19 protein-coding genes are annotated in these 21,520 nt (G+C 70.9%); 5 read left to right on the plus strand and 14 right to left on the minus strand.

Annotated elements, in window-relative coordinates; all coding sequences use genetic code 11:
* Positions 1-52: 52 nt before the first annotated feature.
* From mctP to RBJ65_RS05170, 5 genes are all read right to left on the minus strand, one after another.
* Entirely contained in the window at positions 53-1,675 is a 1,623-nt protein-coding gene (mctP, locus tag RBJ65_RS05150) for a monocarboxylate uptake permease MctP (protein WP_306323409.1), read from the minus strand.
* A complete protein-coding gene (locus tag RBJ65_RS05155; RefSeq protein WP_306323410.1) occupies positions 1,672-1,938 on the minus strand; it encodes a DUF3311 domain-containing protein in 267 nt (88 codons plus the stop codon). Before RBJ65_RS05155 ends, mctP begins: the two co-directional genes overlap by 4 nt.
* A gap of 127 nt (positions 1,939-2,065) precedes the next feature.
* Positions 2,066-2,263 carry a YbdD/YjiX family protein gene (locus RBJ65_RS05160; protein WP_306323458.1) on the minus strand — a complete coding sequence of 66 codons (198 nt, stop codon included), beginning with the start codon at positions 2,261-2,263 and terminating at the stop codon, positions 2,066-2,068.
* Positions 2,238-4,391 (minus strand): carbon starvation CstA family protein, encoded by a 2,154-nt coding sequence (locus tag RBJ65_RS05165; RefSeq protein WP_306323411.1) that lies wholly within the window; start codon positions 4,389-4,391, stop codon positions 2,238-2,240. Before RBJ65_RS05165 ends, RBJ65_RS05160 begins: the two co-directional genes overlap by 26 nt.
* Before the next feature lie 137 nt (positions 4,392-4,528).
* A complete protein-coding gene (locus RBJ65_RS05170) occupies positions 4,529-5,293 on the minus strand; it encodes a GntR family transcriptional regulator (protein WP_306323412.1) in 765 nt (254 codons plus the stop codon).
* A gap of 179 nt (positions 5,294-5,472) precedes the next feature.
* Here RBJ65_RS05170 and RBJ65_RS05175 point away from each other — a divergent pair, with 179 nt between their 5' ends.
* On the plus strand, positions 5,473-6,213 hold the full coding sequence (locus RBJ65_RS05175; protein WP_306323413.1) for a 4'-phosphopantetheinyl transferase: 741 nt from the start codon (positions 5,473-5,475) through the stop codon (positions 6,211-6,213).
* Here RBJ65_RS05175 and RBJ65_RS05180 read toward each other — a convergent pair.
* The 9 genes from RBJ65_RS05180 to RBJ65_RS05220 form a co-directional block, all read right to left on the minus strand.
* A complete protein-coding gene (locus RBJ65_RS05180) occupies positions 6,158-7,450 on the minus strand; it encodes an MFS transporter (protein ID WP_306323414.1) in 1,293 nt (430 codons plus the stop codon). The two genes, RBJ65_RS05175 and RBJ65_RS05180, sit on opposite strands and share 56 nt — an antisense overlap.
* Entirely contained in the window at positions 7,447-8,628 is a 1,182-nt protein-coding gene (locus RBJ65_RS05185; protein WP_306323415.1) for a polysaccharide deacetylase family protein, read from the minus strand. The genes RBJ65_RS05180 and RBJ65_RS05185 overlap by 4 nt, the downstream gene beginning before the upstream one ends.
* A gap of 34 nt (positions 8,629-8,662) precedes the next feature.
* The gene (locus RBJ65_RS05190; protein ID WP_306323416.1) at positions 8,663-10,057 is read right to left on the minus strand and encodes a condensation domain-containing protein; all 1,395 of its coding nucleotides are present in this window, start codon (positions 10,055-10,057) and stop codon (positions 8,663-8,665) included.
* Positions 10,058-10,139: 82 nt separating this feature from the next.
* Positions 10,140-11,306, minus strand: coding sequence for an acyl-CoA dehydrogenase family protein (locus RBJ65_RS05195; RefSeq protein WP_306323417.1), 1,167 nt, complete (start codon positions 11,304-11,306; stop codon positions 10,140-10,142).
* Positions 11,288-12,040 (minus strand): class II aldolase/adducin family protein, encoded by a 753-nt coding sequence (locus RBJ65_RS05200; RefSeq protein ID WP_306323418.1) that lies wholly within the window; start codon positions 12,038-12,040, stop codon positions 11,288-11,290. Before RBJ65_RS05200 ends, RBJ65_RS05195 begins: the two co-directional genes overlap by 19 nt.
* Positions 12,037-12,816 carry a dihydrodipicolinate reductase C-terminal domain-containing protein gene (locus RBJ65_RS05205; protein WP_306323419.1) on the minus strand — a complete coding sequence of 260 codons (780 nt, stop codon included), beginning with the start codon at positions 12,814-12,816 and terminating at the stop codon, positions 12,037-12,039. The genes RBJ65_RS05200 and RBJ65_RS05205 overlap by 4 nt, the downstream gene beginning before the upstream one ends.
* On the minus strand, positions 12,809-13,072 hold the full coding sequence (locus RBJ65_RS05210) for a phosphopantetheine-binding protein (RefSeq protein WP_306323420.1): 264 nt from the start codon (positions 13,070-13,072) through the stop codon (positions 12,809-12,811). The genes RBJ65_RS05205 and RBJ65_RS05210 overlap by 8 nt, the downstream gene beginning before the upstream one ends.
* Positions 13,073-13,140: 68 nt before the next feature.
* Positions 13,141-14,592, minus strand: a complete 1,452-nt coding sequence (locus RBJ65_RS05215; protein ID WP_306323421.1) for a class I adenylate-forming enzyme family protein — start codon at positions 14,590-14,592, stop codon at positions 13,141-13,143.
* Between the two features lie 5 nt (positions 14,593-14,597).
* Positions 14,598-15,986 (minus strand): nitroreductase family protein, encoded by a 1,389-nt coding sequence (locus RBJ65_RS05220; RefSeq protein ID WP_306323422.1) that lies wholly within the window; start codon positions 15,984-15,986, stop codon positions 14,598-14,600.
* Between the two features lie 500 nt (positions 15,987-16,486).
* Here RBJ65_RS05220 and RBJ65_RS05225 point away from each other — a divergent pair, with 500 nt between their 5' ends.
* From RBJ65_RS05225 to RBJ65_RS05240, 4 genes are all read left to right on the plus strand, one after another.
* Positions 16,487-17,791 (plus strand): extracellular solute-binding protein, encoded by a 1,305-nt coding sequence (locus tag RBJ65_RS05225; RefSeq protein WP_306323423.1) that lies wholly within the window; start codon positions 16,487-16,489, stop codon positions 17,789-17,791.
* Between the two features lie 123 nt (positions 17,792-17,914).
* Complete coding sequence (locus RBJ65_RS05230; RefSeq protein ID WP_306323424.1) at positions 17,915-18,913, plus strand: carbohydrate ABC transporter permease; 999 nt, start codon at positions 17,915-17,917, stop codon at positions 18,911-18,913.
* On the plus strand, positions 18,910-19,800 hold the full coding sequence (locus tag RBJ65_RS05235) for a carbohydrate ABC transporter permease (protein WP_306323425.1): 891 nt from the start codon (positions 18,910-18,912) through the stop codon (positions 19,798-19,800). The genes RBJ65_RS05230 and RBJ65_RS05235 overlap by 4 nt, the downstream gene beginning before the upstream one ends.
* 9 nt (positions 19,801-19,809) lie before the next feature.
* On the plus strand, positions 19,810-21,306 hold the full coding sequence (locus RBJ65_RS05240; RefSeq protein ID WP_306323426.1) for a glycoside hydrolase family 3 protein: 1,497 nt from the start codon (positions 19,810-19,812) through the stop codon (positions 21,304-21,306).
* The last annotated feature ends 214 nt before the right edge of the window (positions 21,307-21,520 follow it).

Raw genomic sequence — 21,520 nt, forward strand, 5'->3', positions numbered from 1 at the left:
CGTGTCGGGCCCCTCCGTCCCGGAGGGGCCCGACGGCGTTCACAGGCGGGTCCTAGTGCTCCGCGCCGACCTTCGGCAGGTCGGCCTGTACGCCCTTGTCGCCGGCGTCGGCGGTGTAGTCCTCGGGGGACGTCTCGTCGATCCCGTCAGGGGCCTTGAGCGCCCGCAGGACGAAGGTGAGGACGACGGTGACGAGGACGTTGAGGACGATCGCGGTCGTGCCGATGTAGCCGATCTGGCCGATGCCGGGGATGTCGGCGGAGGAGCCAGCGAAGTGCGCCTGCGTCGGCGTCGACACGTTGTACGCGGCAACCGTCCCGTACACCATGCCGACCGCCCACCCGGCGAGCAGCGCCCAGCGGTGGAACCAGCGCGTGAACAGGCCGCCGACCAGGGCCGGGAAGGTCTGGAGGATCCAGATGCCGCCCAGGAGCTGGAAGTTGATCGCGACGGTCTTGTCCATCGTCAGGACGAAGGCGAGCGCGCCGACCTTCACCAGCAGCGACACCAGCTTGGAGACCTTGGTCTCCTGCTCGGCCGTCGCGTTCGGCTTGATGAAGTCCTTGTAGATGTTGCGCGTGAACAGGTTCGCCGCGGCGATGGACATGATGGCCGCGGGGACCAGCGCGCCGATGCCGATGGCGGCGAACGCGACGCCCGTGAACCAGTCGGGGAACATGTCCTCGAACAGCTGCGGAATCGCCAACTGCCCGTTCTGCACCTTGATCCCGGCCGCGATCGCCATGAACCCGAGCAGCGCGAGGAAGCCCAGCATCAGGGAGTACAGCGGCAGGATCGTGGTGTTGCGGCGGATCACCTCGCGGCTCTTGGAGGAGAGCGTCGCGGTGATCGAGTGCGGGTACATGAACAGCGCCAGGGCGGAGCCGAGCGCGAGCGTCGCGTACGTCCACGTACCCGAGGAGCCCGGAGCGAGCCCGGCGACCGGCTTGCCCGCCGCCTCGTTCGCGGCGTCGAACTTGTCGCTCGCCGCCGAGAAGATGTGCTCGAAGCCGCCGAGCTTGATCGGGATGTAGATGATGGCCACCGCGATCACGATGTAGATCAGGGTGTCCTTGACGAACGCGATCAGCGCGGGGGCGCGGAGCCCGGACGAGTACGTGTACGCGGCCAGCACGCCGAAGGCGATCAGCAGCGGCAGGTCCTTGATGAACCAGTTGGTGTTCTCGCCGCCGCCGACACCCATCACGTCCAGGACGGCCTGGATGCCGACCAGTTGGAGCGCGATGTACGGCATCGTCGCGAGGATGCCGGTGATCGCGATCGCGAGGGACAGGCCCTTTGAGCCGAAGCGGCCACGGACGAAGTCCGAGGTCGTCACGTACCCGTGCTTGTGCGAGACCGACCACAGGCGCGGCAGGAAGGTGAAGATCAGCGGGTACACCAGGATCGTGTACGGCACCGCGAAGAAGCCGGAGGCGCCGGCCGCGTAGATGGCCGCCGGGACGGCGACGAAGGTGTACGCGGTGTAGAGGTCGCCGCCGAGCAGGAACCAGGTGATCCAGGTGCCGAACGAGCGGCCGCCGAGGCCCCATTCGTCGAGCGAAGCCTCGTTCTCCGCACGTCGCCAGCGCGCGGCGAGGAAGCCCATGACCGTGACGGCCACGAAGAAGATGATGAAGACGGTGAGCGCGACACCGTTGACGCCGCCGTTCACGCCTGGCCTCCAGCCGACTGAGCAGACTTACGGGCGCGCTGATCGCGCTGCCACAGCTTGTACGCGAGCATCGTGAGCGCGGTCGAGATCAGCACCCACAGCATCTGGTACCAGTAGAAGAACGGCACGCCGATGAGCGTCGGTTCGACCTTGGCGTAGGAGCTGACCCAGAGCATCGCGACGAACGGTGCGACCAGACAGAGGGCAATGACCACGCGGACCGGCGTGACCACCGGTTGTTTCACTTCAGGCGCATCGGACATTTCGCGGTTCCGTTCCCCTCGCTGCTCAGAGATCCCACTTATCTCAGGTTTAACGCTCGGGAAATCTAAGCGAGAGTCTTGATCTATGGAACCCCTGTCCGGATAACGGACGTACCGGCAGGCCCGCTCAGCAGCAGCGGAACCCCTGCCGGGGGTCCGCTTCCTGCCGGTCCGTCCGCATGCGCTCGAACTCGCGGAGCGAGGGCACCGAGGCGCCCGGATGCTCCGCCCTGGCGTGCGCCACATACCGTTCGTACGCCGACTCGTCCGTCAACTCACGTACGTACCAACGGACTTGCCTAGCGACCCGAAGCAGCACCGGCATCAGCATGGTCGCGCGCCTCCTCCAACTCCGCCTTCTCCGCCTGCGTGGGGACGAGCCCGGCCGGGGCCACCAGCGTGGACTCGACGTACGGCGCCTCGCTCAGCTTGGACGCCTGCGGGTTCCGTACGTGCTTCACGCATACCCGCAGCGCGTCGAGGACGACCACGACGATGAGGAGCGCGAGGGCCGCCGAAAGGACGCCGTCCACCGTGGAGTTGGTGACCACGGTGTGCATGTCGTCCATGGTCTTCGCGGGCGGGAGCACCTTTCCGGCGTCGATGGCGTCCTGGTAGTTGGAGCGCTGCTGGAAGAAGCCGACGCGCGGGTCGGAGGAGAACACCTTCTGCCAGCTCGCGGTGAGCGTCACGACGGTGTCCCAGACCAGCGGGATGCCGGTGATCCAGGCCCACTTGAGGCGCCCCGACTTCACGAGCAGCGTCGTGCAGACGGCGAGGGCGACGGCGGCGAGCAGCTGGTTGGAGATGCCGAAGATCGGGAAGAGCTGGTTGATCCCGCCGAGCGGCTCGTGCACGCCGACCCACAGGAAGTAGCCCCACAGGCCGACGACGACGGCGCTGGTGAGCAGCAGGCCCGGCTTCCAACTCACGTTCTTGAACGGCTTGTAGACGTTGCCCAGCATGTCCTGGAGCATGAAGCGGCCCACGCGCGTGCCCGCGTCGAGCGCGGTCAGGATGAACAGCGCCTCAAACATGATCGCGAAGTGGTACCAGAAGGAGCGCAGACCGCCCCCGGTCACCTGCGAGAAGATCTCCGACACGCCGACGGCGAGCGTCGGGGCACCGCCCGTACGCGACAGCAGGCTCGCTTCCTCGACGTTCTTCGCGGCCAGCGCGAGGTCCGCAGGGGAGATCGAGTAGCCGAAGCTCGCGACGGCCTGGGAGGCGGACTGCACGCTGTCGCCGATGACTCCGGCGGGCGCGTTCATCGCGAAGTAGAGGCCGGGGTCGATGATCGAGGCGGCGACGAGCGCCATCACGGCGACGGACGACTCCATGAGCATGGAGCCGTAGCCGATCATCCGGACCTGCGTCTCCTTCTGGATCATCTTCGGCGTCGTGCCGGAGGAGATCAGCGCGTGGAAGCCGGAGAGCGCGCCGCACGCGATGGTGATGAAGACGAAGGGGAACAGGGAGCCCGCGAAGACCGGGCCGTCGCCGCGCGAGGCGAAGTCGGTGACCGCGTCCATCTTCAGCGTCGGCAGCGCGACCACGACGCCGATGGCGAGCAGCCCGATCGTGCCGAGCTTCAGATACGTCGAAAGGTAGTCGCGCGGCGCGAGCAGCATCCACACCGGGAGGACCGAGGCGACGAAGCCGTAGATCACCATCCAGATCACGAGCGTCGACGGTGCCAGCGTGAAGGTGTCCGCCCAGGAGGACTCGGCGACCCAGCGGCCCGCGATCAGCGCGATCAGCAGCAGCGCGACGCCGATGAGCGAGACCTCGGACACCTTGCCGGGGCGCAGGACGCGCAGATAGAAGCCCATGAGCAGGGCGATCGGGATGGTCATCGCGATGGAGAAGGTGCCCCAGGGCGACTCGGCCAGCGCGTTGACGACGACCAGGGCGAGCACGCCGAGCAGGATGATCATGATGGCGAAGGCGGCGACCAGGGCGGCGGCGCCGCCGAACGGGCCGATCTCCTCGCGCGCCATCTGTCCGAGCGAACGCCCGTCGCGCCGCGTCGAGAAGAACAGCACGACCATGTCCTGCACCGCGCCCGCGAAGATCACGCCGACGATGATCCAGATGGTGCCCGGCAGATACCCCATCTGCGCCGCGAGCACCGGCCCGACCAGCGGCCCCGCGCCCGCGATGGCGGCGAAGTGGTGGCCGAGCAGCACGCGCCGGTCGGTGGGGTGGAAGTCGATGCCGTTGTTGAGCCGCTCGGCGGGCGTGGCCCGCTTCGCGTCGACCTTCAGGACCTTGTTCGCGATGAACTTCGCGTAGAAGCGGTAGGCGATGGCGTACGACCCGAGGGCGGCGGCCACCATCCACGCGGCGGAGACCTCCTCACCGCGGGAGAGCGCGAGTACGGACCAGCCGGCCGCGCCCACGAGGGCGACGACGGTCCACAGAATGATGGTTCTAGGAGAAGCGGTACGCACCGGTCTGGTCCTCCCCGTCCATGCGATGTCGGGAGGACCGTAAGCCAGCGGGTGTGAGCCGCGCTACACCGCGTGCGGGAAAGCGTCTACTCCGTTATCTCCATTGTGGTGAAGGGGAGTTGACGCCCGCTCAGGCCCTAGTCGGCCGGCCTCTTGAGCCGCGCCACGAACTTGTACCGGTCCCCGCGGTACACCGAGCGCACCCACTCCACCGGGTGCCCCGAGCCGTCGATCGAGTGCCGGGAGAGCATCAGCATCGGAAGGCCCACGTCCGTGCCGAGCAGGCCCGCCTCGCGCGGTGTGGCCAGCGAGGTCTCGATGGTCTCCTCGGCCTCGGCGAGGTGCACGCCGTAGACCTCGGCGAGCGCCGTGTACAGGGAGTTGTACTTGGCGAGGCTGCGGCGCAGGGCGGGGAAACGCTTCGCCGACAGGTGCGTCGTCTCGATCGCCATCGGCTCGCCGCTCGCCAGCCGGAGGCGTTCGATGCGCAGGACGCGGCCGCCCGCGGTGATGTCGAGGAGGTGCGCGAGCGTGTCGTCGGCGGTGACGTAGCCGATGTCGAGCAGCTGCGAGGTCGGCTCCAGGCCCTGGGCCCGCATGTCCTCGGTGTACGAGGTGAGTTGGAGCGCCTGCGACACCTTGGGCTTCGCGACGAAGGTGCCCTTGCCCTGGATGCGCTCCAGGCGGCCCTCGACGACGAGCTCCTGGAGCGCCTGGCGGACCGTGGTGCGGGAGGTGTCGAACTCGGCGGCGAGCGTGCGCTCGGGCGGCACCGGGGTGCCGGGCGGCAGCGTCTCCGTCATGTCGAGCAGGTGCTTCTTCAGGCGGTAGTACTTGGGCACGCGTGCGGTGCGGACGGGCGCCCCGCTCTCGTTCTCCGCACTGCTGACGTCGGTGCTCATGCTCCGCCTTCCCGGCTCCGGTGCCGATGTGGCCGACGTTCCCGTCGGCCACGGCTCACATCGTGGCACGGCTCGCTCGGAGGGACTTCCCGCACGCTCCGTGATCCCTTCTTATACCCGTCGCTGTCCATTTGGTCTAGTCCACGTGGGAGGCGGCGGGCCTCTCATAGGCTGGGCCCATGCTCGCCAGGATCGTGCCGCCCGGAATCGCGGTCGCGGAGTCCTTCGGCGATCTCCCCGATGCCCGGCTGTTTCCGGCCGAGGAGGCCGGGGTGCGCGGCGCCCTTGACGGCCGCCGCCGCGAGTACACCACCGTCCGGCACCTGGCCAGGATCGCCATGCGGGAGCTGGCCGTGCCGCCCGCAGCCGTGCCGCCCGGCGCCCGGCGCGAGCCGCTGTGGCCCGCCGGGATCGTGGGCAGCATGACGCACTGCGCCGGGTACCGGGCGGCCGCGCTCGGCCGCGCCGACCGGCACGCCGCGATCGGCGTCGACGCGGAGCCGCACCGGCCGCTGCCGCCCGGCGTACTGGCGCGCATCGCCTCCCGCGCCGAGCCGCCGCGCCTGGCCCGGCTCGCGGAGCGGCGGCCCGACGTGCACTGGGACTGCGTGCTCTTCAGCGCCAAGGAGGCCGTGTACAAGGCGTGGTTCGCGCTGACCGGGAGCGGACTCGCGGCGCGCGAGGCGGACGTCGGGTTCGGTGCGGAGGGCGAGGCGTTCGGCGCGTTCGGTGCGGAGGGTGGCGCGTTCGGCGTCGAGGTGAATGCCGTACGCGGGGGTGGGGCGGCCGTCGCCCGGCGCCCGCCGCTCGCGATGAGCGGACGCTGGTACGTGGACCGGGGGCTGGTCTTCGTGGCCGTCACCGTCACCCCACGAGCGCCCGCTCCGGCGCCCGGCCAAGGGTCCGGATCGGCCGGGTGAGCAGCAGCGCGGCGGCGGTGAGCAGCGCGACGAGGGCGCCGACCAGCAGCACCTTGTCGGTGCCGAACGCGCCGACGGCCGGCCCCGCAAGCGCGCTGCCGACCGGGAACATGCCGACGGATCCGGCCACTTCGTAGGCGTGCACACGGTTGAGCACCTCGCCCGGCACCTGGGTCTGCACGCTGGTCGCCCACATGACCCCCCAGAACGTGATGCCGATGCCGACCGCGACCTGGGCGACGGCGAGCAGCCACACCGGCCAGTCGAGGACGATGCCGAGCGGGTAGAGGGGGTAGGCCAGCATCGCCACGGCCCCGGCGGCGAGCGGACGCCCCGGCTTGAAGCGGATGGCGAGCAGCCCGCCCGCCACGGTGCCCGCCCCGAACGCGCAGTTGAGCAGGCCGAACGCGGTGGCGCCGTGCTCGGGCACGATCACCCCGGCGGCGACCGAGAGCTGCGGCCCCCAGCAGAGCACCGCGAAGAACATCCAGATCGCGATCACCCCCCACAGCCAGTCGCGCGACCTGAACTCCTGCCAGCCGACCACCAGATTGCGCCACAGGCTCTCCCCGGCGGGCGGCGCGGGCACCACCCCGAGCCGGAGCGCGAACAGGCAGACCGCGCTGGTCCCGTACGCGACGGCGGAGATCACCATCACCCACCCGGTGGCCGCAGTGCCGACCAGCACACCCGCGAGGGCCGGGCCGCCGAGCGCGGTGAACGCCTCGGAGATGCGCAGCACTCCGTTGGCGCCCTGTACGTCGCGGGAGACCAGCGGGACCGTCGACGAGGCGCCCGGCTGGAACATCGCGTTGGCGACGCCCGCCACCATCAACAGGCCGTACAGATGCCAGAGATGGTCGATGCCGCGGATGAAGAGGACGGCGAGAAGTACGTGCGTGGCGAGGTTGGCCAGATCGGCGGCGATCATCATCCGGCGGGCCGTGAACCGGTCGGCGAGCACCCCGCCGAACAGCACGAGCCCGGCGAAAGGACCCACCAGGAACGCCATCGCGTACCCCGCCGTACTCACGCCGTACCCGGCGCTGAGCAGCCCGGCCGAGACCGCGACCGGCAGCATGGCCCAGCTGAGCAGGCCCGAGCTGCGGGCGGTGAAGTAGTAGCGGAAGTTGCGGGTCCAGATGGCCGGGTCCGCCGGTCCGTGGCCGGAGGCGTCCTCCGGCACAGGTGGTGAAGGCGGCACCGGCGCGGTGCGGTCCGTAGAGCTGTCCGTCATGACCCCTCGTACTCCCCGCTGTGCTCCCCGCTGTGCTCCCCGCTGTGCTCCCCGATGTGCTCTCCGCTGTGCTCTCCGCTGTGCTCTCCGCTGTGCTCTCCGCTGTGCTCCCCGATGCTCCGGCCGTGCATGGGCAGCTCGGCCAAGGTGACCGGTTCCAGGCCGCGTTCGAGCAGGCCCTCGATGATCGACGGGAGTGCGAGCACCGTCTGGGCGCGGTCGCCCGCGCCCTCGTGCATCAGCACCACCGAACCCGGTCCGGTCGCGTCGAGGACGGTCTCCGCGATCCGCCCGGGGCCGGGGCGCGACCAGTCGCGCGAGTCCACGTCCCACAGCGTCAGCGTGCTCGGATGCTCCGCCAGCGTGCCCAGGACCTCCGGGTTCAGCGCGCCGTACGGCGGCCGGAACCGGGTCGGCGGCTCGCCGGTCACCCGGGCCACCGCCTCCGTCGTCCGGTCGATCTGCTCCCGCAGTTGATCCGGCGTCAGGTCGGGGAGGTAGGGGTGCGACCAGGAGTGGTTGCCCACCTCGTGGCCCGCCGCGACGATCCGGCGCACCTCGTCGGGCAGCGCCGCGACGTGGTGCCCCACGCAGAAGAAGGTGGCCCGGACGCCGTAGCGCTCCAGGATCTCCAGGACCCGGCGGGTGTGCACAGGGTCGGGGCCGTCGTCGAAGGTGAGCGCGATCCGGGGCGTGTCCCTGCTGCCGTGCTCGACGCAGCGCCCGGCCGCCGTCAGCGCTTCCCGCGCGGGTTCGCCGCGCCGCACCCCGTCGAAGTACTCGTCGGCGCGGCCCGTCAGGGTGCCGCCCTCGGCGGTGACCCGGGTGAGCGCGCCGGGGTCGCCGCACGCCAGCTCCGCGAGCCGGTACGCCGGGACGGAACCGAAGCGGGGCCGGGGCGGCAGCTGCCAGGGGTCGGCCCGGTACACGTCGAGGCCGGCTGCCGTCAGGGGGCCGTCGAGCAGGCCGTTGGTGCTGTCGAACACGGCGGCGAGGGGCTGTCCGCGCCCCAACTCCCGCAACCACTCAATGAGTTCGGCCACTTGCGCGGCGCCCCACTCGCTCGGCTCAGCCACTCGGGCCGCCGCGCCGTGGTCCGAGCCGTCGCCCGCGCCGTCGAGGACCTCGACCCGGTAGCCGGCGCCGGTCCAGGCGATGCCCGCGTATCGCGTACTCATACGTCCTCCATGGCCATCGCCGCGTACCACCCGCTCATACGTCCCCGCCTTCCGGATCCCCCAGGGCGATCGCCGCGTCGACGACCGAGCGCTCGACCCCGCGCAGGAACTCCTCCATGCCCGCCCGCGTGAGCACCGCGGGGTCGGCCGTCATGCACAGCTCCACGGCGCCCGGCGCGGTCAGCACGTCGACGGCGACCGAGACGTTCGCCCGGGGCAGGAACTCCGTCGGCCAGCTCAACTCGGTGCGCTCCACCAGCTCGCGCAGCGCGGCGCGCGGTCGCGGCGCGGTGTCGAAGGGGCCGACGCCCGGGTCCCTGGTGTCGTTCCACCAGCACGAGTGGTCGGCCGCCTCGCCGCGCTCGACGAGCCGTGCCACCTCCCGGTCCAGCGCCCACTTGTCGTATCCGGCGTGCCGGAACGCGCCGAAGACGACGGACCGGGTGCGCCGCACCGCGTCCTCGAAGCCCTTGTCGGCGTCGGTCAGCAGGAACACCGCCTCCTGCGCCATCGTGCTGACGGATTCGGCGGCCTCCGACGTGAACCGGTTGCTCACCACCACCTGGAACAGCACGTCACGGCTCCCGGACAGCACCGCGAGCCGGTGCGCCGCGGCGCCGAGCAGCACCGCCGGGTCGCTCACGCCCAGGTGCGCCGCGACCCGTTCCACGGCGACCGCGAGCGCGGGGGAGCGCAGCAGCGCGTTGGGGAAGAGCCGGTCCGGGTCGGCGGGGTCGGCCGGGTCGGCCGGGGCGCGCTCGGCGAAGATCCGCCGGGGGCCCGCGGCGAGCCGCTCGCACCAGTAGCGGCGGGCCGCCTCGTCGCGGCGGCGGCCGGACGGCAACGCCTGGAGCGCGGCGGCCTCCAGGGGCTGGAGGGCGGGACGCTCCCGGAGCAGCGTCTCGGCGGACGCGCCCGCTTCGATCAGCCGCAGGTCGCGCAGCATCCGGCCCTCGCCCCACAGGTCCATCGCGGTGTGCGAAGCCGCGAGCACCAGCCGGTGGACGAGGCCCTCGCACTCCACTAGGCCGACGCGGAACGGCCACTCCCGCGCATGGTCGAAGGCCCGCCCCGCCAGCTCCTCCATCAGGGCCGCGCCGACTTCAGGGGCCTCGTCGGCGGAGCAGCCGCGGACCGTCACCGGCAGTTCCCCGGACCCGTCCACGACCTGCTTCAGGCCGTCCGCGCCCGCCGGCAGCAGCCGGGTGCGCAGGCTGTCGTGCATCCGCAGCAGCTCCGCCAGGTCCGCCAGTACGCGCTCGGCGGGGCGGGCCGGTTCGAGCGGGAGGTCGAGGCGCAGGTTGTAGCGGGGGGCGTCGGCGCCGAGCCGGGTGACGACACCCCAGATCGCCCGCTGCCCCCAGGTGGCCGGGGCGGCCCCGGCCCGCGCGGAGTCGAGGCGGAGTATCCGCCCGTCGAGCGTGGTCATGGTGTTCCAAACGTCCCTTCGTTTGACGACAGACCCGCAACCCACCCAGGGCAGGGCCCTGGCCGAGGCACTAGTCGAGGTACTAGTCGAGGCCCTGCGAGATGACCATGCGTTGAATCTGGTTCGTGCCCTCGACGATCTGCAGCAGCTTCGCCTCCCGCATCCACCGCTCCACGGGGTGGTCGCGGACGTACCCGGCGCCGCCGAGCACCTGCACCGCGTCGGTGGTCACCCTCATCGCCATGTCGGTGGCGAACAGTTTCGCCTTGGCCGCCTCCAGCGAATACGGCAGGCCCGCGTCCTTCAGGCGGGCCGCCGCGAGGGTGAGCGCCCGCGCCGCGGCGATCTGCGTGGCCATGTCGGCCAGCAGGAAGCCGACCCCCTGGAAGTCGGCGATCCGCTGCCCGAACTGCCGCCGCTCCTTGGCGTACCGCACCGCGTAGTCGGCGGCGGCCTGGGCGATGCCGACCGCGCACGCCGCGATGCCGAGCCGGCCGCAGTCCAGGGCGCCCATCGCGATCAGGAAGCCCTTGCCCTCCCGCCCGATCAGCCGCCCGGCCGGAACGCGTACGTCCTCGAAGCCGACCTGGGCGGTGGGGTTGGACCACACGCCCAGCTTCCGTTCCGGCGGGTGCACGGCCATCCCCGGCGTGTCCGCGGGGACCACCAGGCAGGACAGGCCACGGGCGCCGGGCCCGCCGGTGCGCGCGAACACGGTGTAGAAGTCGGCGTGCCCCGCGTGCGTGACCCACGCCTTGGTGCCGGTGAGCCGATAGCCGTCGGCCCCGGTCCCCGCCTCGCGCACGGCTCGGGTGGTGAGCGACGCCGCGTCCGATCCGGCCGCCGCCTCCGACAGGCAGTACGCGCCCAGGAGTTCGCCGCCGAGCATGGCGGGCAGCAGCTCCTCGCGCTGGGCCGCAGTGCCGTACGCGGCGGTGCCGAAGCAGGCGAGGGTGTGTACGTTGACGGCCTCGGCCACCCCGAACCAGTTGCGGGCGAGCTCCTCCAGGACCTGGAGGTACACCTCGTACGGCTGGCCACCGCCCCCGTACTCCTCCGGATACGGGAGGCTCAGGAGCCCGGCCTTGCCGAGGGTGCGCACGATGTCGCGCGGGAAGGTGTGGTTCTCCTCGAACTCGGCGACGTTCGGGGCGAGTTCACCGGCGGCGATCTCCCGGACCAGGTCCAGCAGCTCGGCGGCCTCCTCGCTGGGCAGGATGCGCTGGACCTTCACCGTGCCGCCTCCCATGTGCCGGCCTGCGGCCAGTGCCGTACGACCTTGCGGGCCGCGTAGTCCCAGTAGGAGCGCACGGAGAGGTCGGCGTAGATGAAGTCCTGTTTGGCCGCCACGTCCCGCTCGGTGGACCAGGTGTAGGCGACCCCGGTGCTCTCGGCGGTCAGTTGCAGTCGGCAGGCCCGCTCCAGGACCTGCGCGAACACGGCGGCGTGCCGCACGCTCTTGCCGACGATCACGCCGCCGTGGTTGCGCAGCAGCACGGCCGGGTGCGTGTCGAGGGCCTTGGCGATGCGGTCCCCGGTCTCGATGTCCAGGACGGTGTTGCTGGTCTCGGTGAACAGGCCGAGCCGGTCGCGGAAGTAGGCGCCGTCGTGCGAGACGGGCCGCATCGCCAGATCGGTGGCGCCGAACAGCAGGGTGTACGGGGCGTGGCTGTGCACGATGCCGCTCACGTCCGGGCGGGCCCGGTAGATGGCCTGGTGCAGCGGGAGTTCGGGCGGCGCGAGGGCGGGCGCGGGCAGCGTGTGGTCGACCGGGCAGCGCACCACGTCGTCAGGCGCGGCCTCGTCGAAGCCGACCAGCGCCCCCTTGATGAAGAACTCGTCCCCGCCGGGCAACCGGGCCGATATCTGGCCCTGGTTGAAGTCGTCGTGCCCGTCGAGGGAGAGCATCCGGGCGCCGAGCGCGACCTGGGCGACGAGCCGCCGCTCGGCCGGGTTCAGCGGCTGCGGATCGGCGGTGCTCATGGTGTGCTCCTCGCTGTCAGGTCGTCGTGGACCAAGCCGTCGTGGACCAAGCCGTCGTGGACCAAGCCGTCATGGACCAGGTCGTCGTAGACGTCGCGCATGGTGACCAGTCCTGGGGCCGCGCCGTGGGCCCAGTCGGCTGCGGCGAGCGCGCCCCTGGCCGGCACGTCCCAGTCGGCGACGTGATGGCGTACGTGCAGCGACTCGCCGGGCCAGATGTGGCTCAACTCGTGTTCGCTGACCGGCAGTCCGGACCGCTCGTCGGCGATGTCCGCGACGGCCCTGCCGCTCGCCGCCGCCCACCCGTCGGCGAGCGCGAGCGCGGTCGCCGACGGCCGGTGGGCCTTGCCGAGCGGGTGCCGCTCCCGGACGGTGGTGGCCGCCGCGAACCGGCCCCCGGTGACGGCGGCCGTGCACTCCGCGATCCGTACCTGGAGGTAGTGGCCGAAGGAGAGGTTCGTGGCCCGGACCACCGGCACCACTTCGGCCAGCTCCGCCAGCGCCTTCCACTGGCCATCCGTCAGGTTGGAGACGCAGACGACGAGCGGGGTGCGGTGCGTGGCGCAGTGGTCGAGGACGTCGGCGTGCGCCTCGGGGGCGCTGGCGTCGACGAGCACGTCGGGCACCCGCGCGTACGACCAGCCGGACCGCCGGGACGCGGTGAGCGCGACGTCGCGCCCCTCGGCCCGGCACACCGACCGCACCGCCGAACCGAGCCGCCCGAGCCCCACGATCCCGATCGCGGGCGCCTCGGGCGTCGCGGGCGCCTCAGGCATCGGCGCCGACACCGCCCGCGGCGACGAGAGCCGCGACCGAGTCGATGGTCTCGTAGTGCTCGATGTCGGCCTCCGGATCGAGATAGACGCCGAGTTCGTTCTCGATGCTGTCGATCAGGCGCATGTAGGAGAGGGAGGAGTAGCCGACGTCGCGCAACGAATAACCGGCTTCGGCGAGTTCGGCGGCGCTGACGCTGCCGTCACCGGCCGCGAGGGCGAGGTCGAGGATCTTGGTGCGCAGGGCGCTGCTGTCCATGGCGGATTCCTGTGTCTCGAAGTACGGGAAGGCTCTGAGTACGTGATGGGGCGGGGGAGTTGGGGAGTTCAGTCCCCGGGTGTCTCGGCGACCAGTCGACGCAAGCGCTCGACCGACGGCTTGCCGATCGAGTTCGCCGGAATGCGGTCCACGAGGCGCAGGATCCCGGGCACCTTGAACGCGGGGAGCGTCGCCGCGCAGTGCGTACGCAGGGCCCGCGCGCTCACCCCGTCCTCGACGGCGACGACGGCGGCCAGGGTCGGCTCGCCGTGCCGGTTCTCGGCCTCGAAGGCGACCGCGTCCAGCGCGCCGGGCGCCGCGCGCAGCACCGCCGCGATCTCGATCGGGTCGATCTTGCGCCCGCCGACGTTCACGAGGCGGCTCGTACGGCCGGTCAGATGCAGTACGCCGCCGGTCAGCCGGCCCTGGTCGCCGGTGCGGTAGTAGCCCGCGTCGTCGAGGCGCTCCTCGAAGACCCCGGGGGCGTTGAGGTACCGCGAGCCCATCGACTCGCTCCTGACCCGGATGCCGCCTTCGGGCGCAAGGAGTCGCACCCCGGGCAGCGGGGCCCCGAGCCCGCCGTCGTCCGACCCGTCGGGGGCGTAGGTCAGCGGGCCGGTCTCGGCGACCCCGTAGTAGTTGTGCACGGGTACGCCGGTGAGCCGGGTGAACTCCTCGCGCACGCTCTCGCGCAGCGGGGCGCCGGACGAGATCGCGGCCCGTACGGTGGCGAAGCCCGTGCCGGCGCCGCGCCGCACGATCGACTCGTACAGCGCGGGGAACGCGACGAGGCGGGTGGCGGCGGTGCGTTCCAGGAGCCGTACGACGCGGGACGCGGTGGGCAGTCCGTGGGACAGGTGCAGCGTGGCGCCCGGCAGGAAGGCCGCGAGCAGCGAGGTGTTGAAGGCGAGGCCGTTGGAGAGCGCGGCGAAGCAGGCGATGTGGTCCTCGCCCGAAAGCCCGGTGCCCGCAGCCCAGTTGGCCGCGGCGGAGCGGACGGCGGTGCCGGAGAACTCGATGCAGTTGGGCCGCCCGGTGGAGCCGGACGTGAAGCGGCACACCTCGGTGTCGTCGAGGAGCCGCGGCCGGGGCGCGTCGCCGGGGGCCACCCGGCCGAGCGCGAGGGTGCCGAACGCGCCGTCGTCCGGGAGGAGTTCGGTCACGACGGTGTGCACGTCGGCGCCCGGGGCGTGCAGCAGCAGGTCGAGCCCGCAGTCCTCGGCGATCCGGGACAGGTCGAAAGGACCGAAGGCCGAGTCGATGAGGAAGGGCACCGCTCCCGCGAACAACGTCCCGAGGTAACCGGCCACGTAATCAAGGGAGTTGGTGGCATACACCCCTACGTGCAGCCGCTCGCCCGATACGGCCTCGGCCTCGGCTTTGAGCCGCTCGGCCGCCGCGCGGGCCCGGTCGGCGAGTTCGGCGTAGCGGAGCGATCCGGTGGCGTCGGTGACGGCGACCCGGTCGTCGTGCCGGGCGAGCACCTCGCGGAAGGTGTCGGGAAGGACAGTGGCGGGCACCGGGGTCACCGTTCGTTCTGGGCGTGCGCGGTGGCAAGCCGGTCGAATTTGACGCCCGTGTCGTCCGGGTCGCCGAGCAGCAGGGCGTAGAGGATCTCGTCGCCCTGCGGCAGCCCCGCCAGTGCCCGCCACATCCGGGTGTCGAAGCCGCCGATGGCGGTCACCCCGACCCCCGCGCGGTGCGCGCCCAGATAGAGCAGCTGTCCCAACGCGCCGCAGCGGAAGGCGAGTTCGCGCAGCGTCTCGCCGGTCGCGGCCGGTGCGAGGCCGGCGAGCGAGGTGCGCGGCACGTGAAGGAGGAGGACGGCGGCGGCCCCGGCCAGGGCGCGCTGCTGCATGCAGGCGCGGGCCACCTCGTCGGTGGACGGCAGCCGGTCCGGCCGCCGCTCCCCGGTGCGCAGCCGGTAGACCGCGTTGCGTTCGGATTCGGTCGCCGAGCGCAGGACGAGGGTCGCGGACAGCGGCGAGGCGTCGGGGAGGTCGGTGCGCAGCGGCGTCGACAGGGCGGAGACGGACTGCCAGACGGCGGTGGCGGAGACCGCCTCGCCGGTGAAGGCCTTGCTGGAGGTCCGGTTGCCGATCAGCTCGGGCCAGCCCGACGGATGGCCAAGGCCCGCGCGTGCGCCGGGGAGTTGGCCGTCCGTGCGGACGCGGGCGAGTGGCGCGGCTGCGGCGGGGAGGAGCGGGTCGGTGGGGAGGCCCGGGGCGCCGTGGTGGCCGGTCCAGCCGGTGAGCGAGTCCCAGCAGGCGCTTTCCAGCCAGGGCCGCCAGGCGGGCCCGTGCGGTTCGCGGCCGGTGGCGTCGTGCACGCTCCAGCGGGTCCATGCCGGGTCCACGGGGCCCGGCGGCAGGGGAATCGCGGAGTGAATCTCCCGGAAGTTGTCCGCCGCCCCCAGTAATTCCGCGAGGGATTCCCGGGGAAAGCGCAGCCTCAACTCCGCCGTACCACCGCGCCCTTCGGTGGCGAGTAAGAGATTGGCGGAGGCGTGTCCGGCGTCGAGTTGTGTGTAGAGGTATCCACGGTCACCGTATTTGCGCATAGAAAGCCACGGGCGCGTGAGAGTGACCAGGAGCGCCCCCTCGGCTTCCGGAAGGGGAAGTGCGCAATCGCGCAGCGCCGCCGCGACCCGGTCCCCCGTGGAGAGCCGGGCGCAGGTGCGGCGATCGGCCTCGACGCGGAAGGCGGCCGGCTCGCCGTTCTCCATGGCGACGACGGCGAACTCGTACGGGTGGACGGCCCCGGCCGAGGGCACCGCGCGCGCCGGCTGCGAGCCGTGGGCGCGCTGGGCCCCGCTGGTCAGGACGGCCTCCTCCAGCAGGCAGAGGGCGCGGCGCAGGCCCGGTGCGGCGACGGGCGCGGAGGCCGGTGCGGGCGGCGCGGAAGGGAGTGCCACGCGGGCCCACAAATCGGCGGTGGGGCCCGGTAATTCACGTTCGGATGTGATCAGGTTTCCTTGCACGTCTGACGCAAACTTCCTGTTCGTGGGTAGTTCACGGAATATCAATTACGGTTGCAAAAATCCCTGGCGGGCCGCGACATGGCGTGATGAATTGCGGCGGCCGTAAGGATGCCAAGCGCTTCGGGCACTGGTCAAGACCAATGAATTCGCAACAAGGCTGGGAATACAACCGGCCCAACCGAATCAAAACGGACACCGGCCGACCGGCCCCAACTCCCTTGCGGCGCACGGCGGGTGTCGTTCCGATAACGGACACGCGGACCTTTCTCGGCCACCCTTGACACCTCTATTGGTCTGGGCCAAGCTCCGGGTACTGGTCTACACCATTAGTGACCAGGTCCCAGTCCCATCAGCCGTATCCGCGTACGCAGACGCGTGCTCGCCGTATGTCATCGCTGTGGGTGGGGGGTTCAGGCATCCCTGAGGAGGGTGACATGAAGCGCAAGCTCATTGCGGCCATCGGAGTCGCGGCCATGATGTCCGCGGTCGCGGCCTGTGGGAGCGACAGCGACAGCAACGCCGGCAAGGACCCGAAGGACCGCTCGGGCGCCGTCACGGTCTGGCTGATGGTCGACGCGCAGAGCACCTGGCCCGAGCTGGTCAAGGACGTCAACGCGCAGTTCAAGAAGAAGTACCCGAAGGTCAAGGTCAACGTCTCGTACCAGCAGTGGGCGGACAAGGCCAAGAAGCTCGACACCGCCCTGGGCGGCGACAAGTTCCCGGACGTCGTCGAGCTCGGCAACACCGAGACCATGCAGTACATCCTCAACGGCGCGCTCGCCGAGATCGACCCCAAGAAGTACGACAACAGCGACACTTGGATCAAGGGCCTCAAGGACACCTGCTCCTTCGAGGGCAAGCTCTACTGCGTCCCGTACTACTCCAGCGCGCGCGTCGCCATCTACAACAAGGACATGCTGAAGTCGGCCACCGGCTCCGACAAGCTGCCCACCGACGAGGCCGGGTTCCTCAAGGCGATGGACAAGGAGACGGCGAAGCAGGGCGCCAAGGACAAGCGCTTCTCCTCGCTGTACCTGCCGGGCCGCTACTGGTACGCCGCCATGTCGTACGTCCACGCGTACGGCGGCGACATCGCCAAGTACGACGAGGGCACCAAGAAGTGGCAGGCCAGCCTCTCCGACGCCAAGTCGCAGAAGGGCATCCAGCACTTCATCGACCTGGTGAAGAAGTACAACAAGGGCGACATCACCAAGGACGAGCAGGACCACGCCAACGTGATGGCCAACGAGAAGGCCGGCGTCCTGTACGGCAACGGCTGGGAGGCCGGATCCGTCGTCGACGGCAAGGCCAACGGCAACCCGAAGCTCAAGGACAAGATCGCCGTCGCCGCCATGCCGGGCCCGAACGGCAAGACCCTGCCGTCCTTCGTCGGCGGCTCCGACCTCGCCGTCACGCAGAAGTCGAAGAACGCGGACCTCGCCCAGGACTGGATCTCCATGTTCACGAGCGAGAAGTCCCAGGAGGTCCTCACCTCCAAGAACGTGCTGCCCAGCAACACCAAGCAGCTGCAGCCGCTGAAGGAGAAGCCGGAGACCGAGGCCGCCGCCAACGCGGTGGAGAGCGCCTGGTTCACGCCGATCGCCCCGGGCTGGACCGCGATCGAGAAGGAGGAGGTCCTGAAGAACATGCTTCTCGACATCCTCAAGGGCAAGTCCGTCGCCACGGCCACCAAGGCCGCCGACGCGAAGATCGACGAGCTGATCAACAAGGAGTCCTGAGCCCTAGGGACTCCGGAGTGAACGGCGGGGCCGATGCCGACCGGCCCCGCCGCTTCACCCTTGTCTGCCTTGCGCGGAGAACTTCGCGGAGAACCTTCGCCGAGAACGAGAAAGGTCAGCCACGTGACTGCCGCCGACACCAAGGCCGCCGGGCCACCGGTCCTCCCGCAGGACCCGCCGGAAGGGGACGTCCTCGCCAAGGGCCCCCGCGGCACCGGCCGCCCCCCGCGGAAGAAGGGGGCGCCGCTCCCTTACCTCCTGATCCTGCCGGCGATCGTCGCGCTCGCCGCCGTCTATGCGTACCCCCTGGTCAAGACCGTGATCATGTCCTTCCAGGACATGGGCCGCCGCGAGCTGTGGACGGGAGACAGCCCGCCGTGGGTCGGCCTCGACCAGTTCACCAACATCCTCGGCGACGCCGAATTCTGGAAGGTCACCGTCCGCACGGTGGTCTTCATGGTGGTCTGCGTCGTGCTCACCATGGTCATCGGCCTGCTGATCTCGCTCCTGATGACGCGCCTTTCGACCTGGGTACGGCTCACGCTCACCACGGCCCTCATCGCCGCCTGGTCGATGCCGCTGCTCGTCGCCTCGTCGATCTTCCGCTGGCTCGCCGACTCCGACTACGGCCTGATCAACACGCTCATCGCCAAGGTCGCAGGCGACGACTGGCTCGGCCACAACTGGTTCCTGGACCCGCTGCAGGGCTTCGGGATCATCGCCGCGCTCGTCATCTGGGGCGCCGTCCCGTTCGTCGTGATCACCCTGTACGCGGCCCTCACCCAGGTCCCCGGGGAGCTGACGGAGGCCGCCCAGCTCGACGGCGCCACCTCCTTCGGCGTCTTCCGGTTCGTCACCTGGCCGGTCATCAAGCCCGTCTTCATCATGGTCACCACGCTCTCGGTGATCTGGGACTTCAACGTCTTCGGGCAGATCTGGCTGCTGCGCGGCAACAAGCCCGAACCGGACTACGAGACCCTCGGGCTCTACTCCTTCTCCAAGGCGTTCACCTCTACGTCCTTCAGCCAGGGCACCGCGATCGCCCTGGTCACCGTGGTGCTGCTCTCCGGGGTGGCCGTGTACTACCTGCGCCAGCTCATGAAGACAGGAGAGGTCGAATGAGCGCCTCCACCGCCCCGGTCGACGCCTCGGCCGCCGCCCCGGTCGAGGGGGAACTGCGCCCCGACCGCAAGAAGGCCAAGCTCGGCCACAACATCCTCGGGCTCGTCATCGCCGCCGTGATGGCCTTCCCGGTCTACTGGCTCATCGTCTCGGCGCTGCGCCCCAACCACGAGATCCGCTCCTACGACCAGACTCTGTGGCCGTCGTCGTTCACCTTCGACAACTTCGCGCGCGCCGTGAAGCAGCCGAACTTCGGGACCGCGATCCAGTCCAGCCTCATCATCTCGATCACCGCCGTCGTCGGCGGCATGGTCATCGCGACCCTCGCGGCCCTCGCCATCGGACGCTTCCGCTTCACCGGCAGGCGCGCCCTGCTCATGGCGCTGATCCTGGTCCAGATGCTGCCGCCGACCGCGATGCTCATCCCCATCTACACCCAGCTCAACGCGATGGGCGGACTCAACGAGTACTGGGGCGTCATCGTCGTCTACCTCGTCTCCACGCTGCCCTTCGCCACGGTGATGATCCGCGGCTTCGTGGTCAACATCCCCGTGGAGCTTGAGGAGTCGGCGATGGTCGACGGCTGTACGCGGATGGGCGCGTTCCGCCGCGTCGTCTTCCCGCTGCTCGCCCCGGGCCTCGCCGCCTCCTCGATCTTCGCCCTCGTCAACGCGTGGAACGAGTACCTGTTCGCGTACATCCTGATGAACGACGACTCGAAGTACACGCTCAATGTGTGGCTGATGACGTTCACGACCGAACGAGGCACCGACTACGGCGCGTTGATGGCCGCGTCCACGATGATCGCTCTGCCGGTGGTGGTCTTCTTCATGTTCATCCAGAAGAAGATGGCCACGGGACTCACCTCCGGCGCCGTGAAGGGATAACGCACTCCGATGACAAACCGGTCGACACTGACACGCGGAACCGACACGCTCACCCGCGACGCCCTCACCGTCCTTCAGCCCGGCTTCACCGGCACCTCGGCGCCGGACTGGCTGCTGCGCCGGCTCGGCGAGGGCCTGGCCTCGGTCGGCCTGTTCGGCCGCAATATCGCCACCCCGGCCCAACTGGCGGCCCTGACCGCCCAGTTGCGCTCCGAACGCGAGGACGTCCTGGTCGCCATCGACGAGGAGGGCGGCGACGTCACACGCCTTGAGGTGCGCACAGGCTCCTCCTTCCCCGGCAACCACGCGCTCGGCGCGGTCGACGACGTCGAGCTGACCCGGGCCGTCGCCGCCGAGCTCGGCCGCCGGCTCGCCGAGTGCGGCGTCAACCTCAACTGGGCGCCGTCCGCGGACGTCAACGCCAACCCGGACAACCCGGTGATCGGCGTGCGTTCCTTCGGCGCGGACACCGGCCTCGTGGCCCGGCACACCGCCGCGTACGTCGAGGGCATGCAGTCCGCGGGCGTCGCCGCCTGTACGAAGCACTTCCCGGGCCACGGCGACACGGCGGTCGACTCGCACCACGACGTGCCGCGCATCGACGTGGACCTGGAGACCCTGGCGGCGCGCGACCTCGCGCCGTTCCGGGCGGCGATCGCGGCAGGCTCGCGGGCCGTGATGAGCGCGCACCTCCTGGTCCCGGCGCTGGACGCGAAGCTTCCGGCAACGTTGTCCCGGCGCATTCTCACCGGGCTGCTGCGCGAGGAGTTCGGCTACGACGGCCTGATCGTCACGGACGGCATGGAGATGAAGGCGATCTCCGGTACGTACGGCATCGAGCGCGGCAGCGTCCTCGCCATTGCCGCGGGCGCCGACGCCATCTGCGTGGGCGGCGGCCTCGCCGACGACGACACGGTGCTGCGGCTGCGCGACGCGCTGGTGTCCGCGGTGCGCTCCGGCGAACTGGCGGAAGAGCGGCTCGCGGACGCGGCGGAGCGGGTGCGGGGGCTGGCCAAGTGGGCGACGGCGTCGCGCCGGACCGTGGCCGCCTCGGCGGGGGACCCCGAGGTGGGGCTCGTCGCGGCCCGCCGCGCGGTCACGGTGACGCACGGCGGGGGCGCGCCGCTGGCCCCGGGGCCGCTGCACGTCGCGGCGTTCACGCCGGTCGCCAACATCGCGGTCGGCGACGAGACCCCGTGGGGCGTCGCCGCCGAACTCGAACGACTCCTGCCGGGTACGACGACCGGTTCCTACACCGGCGCCGATGCCGGCCGCGATGCGCTGGCCGCGGCGGGGGAGCGGAGGGTGGTCGCCGTCGTCCGCGACGAACACCGTCACCCGTGGATGGCCCGCGCCCTGGACGACCTCCTGGCCACCCGCCCGGACACGGTCGTCGTCGAAATGGGCATCCCCCAGGCCGCCCCCCGCGGCGCCCTCCACATCGCCACCCACGGTGCGGCCCGCGTCTGCGGAGTCGCTGCCGCGGAGGTCATCGCCGACTCCTGAGGCCCCCGGGGTTACGCCCTCGGGGCTCCGCCCCGGACCCCGCGCCTCAAACGCCGGCGGGGCTGGATTTACCGGCCCTCGCCGCCGATAGAGGCCGGTAAATCAAGCCCCTGCGGCGATTGAGCCCCGGCTTTTCCAGCCTCGCCGGCGTTTGAGGCGCGGGGTCCGGGGCAGAGCCCCGATCTTTTCTAGCCTCGCCGGCGATTGAGGCGCG

The organism is Streptomyces sp. KL109B (assembly GCF_030766935.1).
Classification (GTDB): Bacteria; Actinomycetota; Actinomycetes; order Streptomycetales; family Streptomycetaceae; genus Streptomyces.

Bases quoted from the DNA above. Each gene is read 5' to 3' on its own strand.
- RBJ65_RS05155 (WP_306323410.1), bottom strand. From the start codon at position 1,938: ATGTCCGATGCGCCTGAAGTGAAACAACCGGTGGTCACGCCGGTCCGC.
- RBJ65_RS05160 (WP_306323458.1), bottom strand. From the start codon at position 2,263: ATGCCGGTGCTGCTTCGGGTCGCTAGGCAAGTCCGTTGGTACGTACGT.
- RBJ65_RS05170 (WP_306323412.1), bottom strand. From the start codon at position 5,293: ATGAGCACCGACGTCAGCAGTGCGGAGAACGAGAGCGGGGCGCCCGTC.
- RBJ65_RS05175 (WP_306323413.1), top strand. From the start codon at position 5,473: ATGCTCGCCAGGATCGTGCCGCCCGGAATCGCGGTCGCGGAGTCCTTC.
- RBJ65_RS05180 (WP_306323414.1), bottom strand. From the start codon at position 7,450: ATGACGGACAGCTCTACGGACCGCACCGCGCCGGTGCCGCCTTCACCA.
- RBJ65_RS05185 (WP_306323415.1), bottom strand. From the start codon at position 8,628: ATGAGTACGCGATACGCGGGCATCGCCTGGACCGGCGCCGGCTACCGG.
- RBJ65_RS05190 (WP_306323416.1), bottom strand. From the start codon at position 10,057: ATGACCACGCTCGACGGGCGGATACTCCGCCTCGACTCCGCGCGGGCC.
- RBJ65_RS05195 (WP_306323417.1), bottom strand. From the start codon at position 11,306: ATGGGAGGCGGCACGGTGAAGGTCCAGCGCATCCTGCCCAGCGAGGAG.
- RBJ65_RS05200 (WP_306323418.1), bottom strand. From the start codon at position 12,040: ATGAGCACCGCCGATCCGCAGCCGCTGAACCCGGCCGAGCGGCGGCTC.
- RBJ65_RS05205 (WP_306323419.1), bottom strand. From the start codon at position 12,816: ATGCCTGAGGCGCCCGCGACGCCCGAGGCGCCCGCGATCGGGATCGTG.
- RBJ65_RS05210 (WP_306323420.1), bottom strand. From the start codon at position 13,072: ATGGACAGCAGCGCCCTGCGCACCAAGATCCTCGACCTCGCCCTCGCG.
- RBJ65_RS05225 (WP_306323423.1), top strand. From the start codon at position 16,487: ATGAAGCGCAAGCTCATTGCGGCCATCGGAGTCGCGGCCATGATGTCC.
- RBJ65_RS05235 (WP_306323425.1), top strand. From the start codon at position 18,910: ATGAGCGCCTCCACCGCCCCGGTCGACGCCTCGGCCGCCGCCCCGGTC.
- RBJ65_RS05240 (WP_306323426.1), top strand. From the start codon at position 19,810: ATGACAAACCGGTCGACACTGACACGCGGAACCGACACGCTCACCCGC.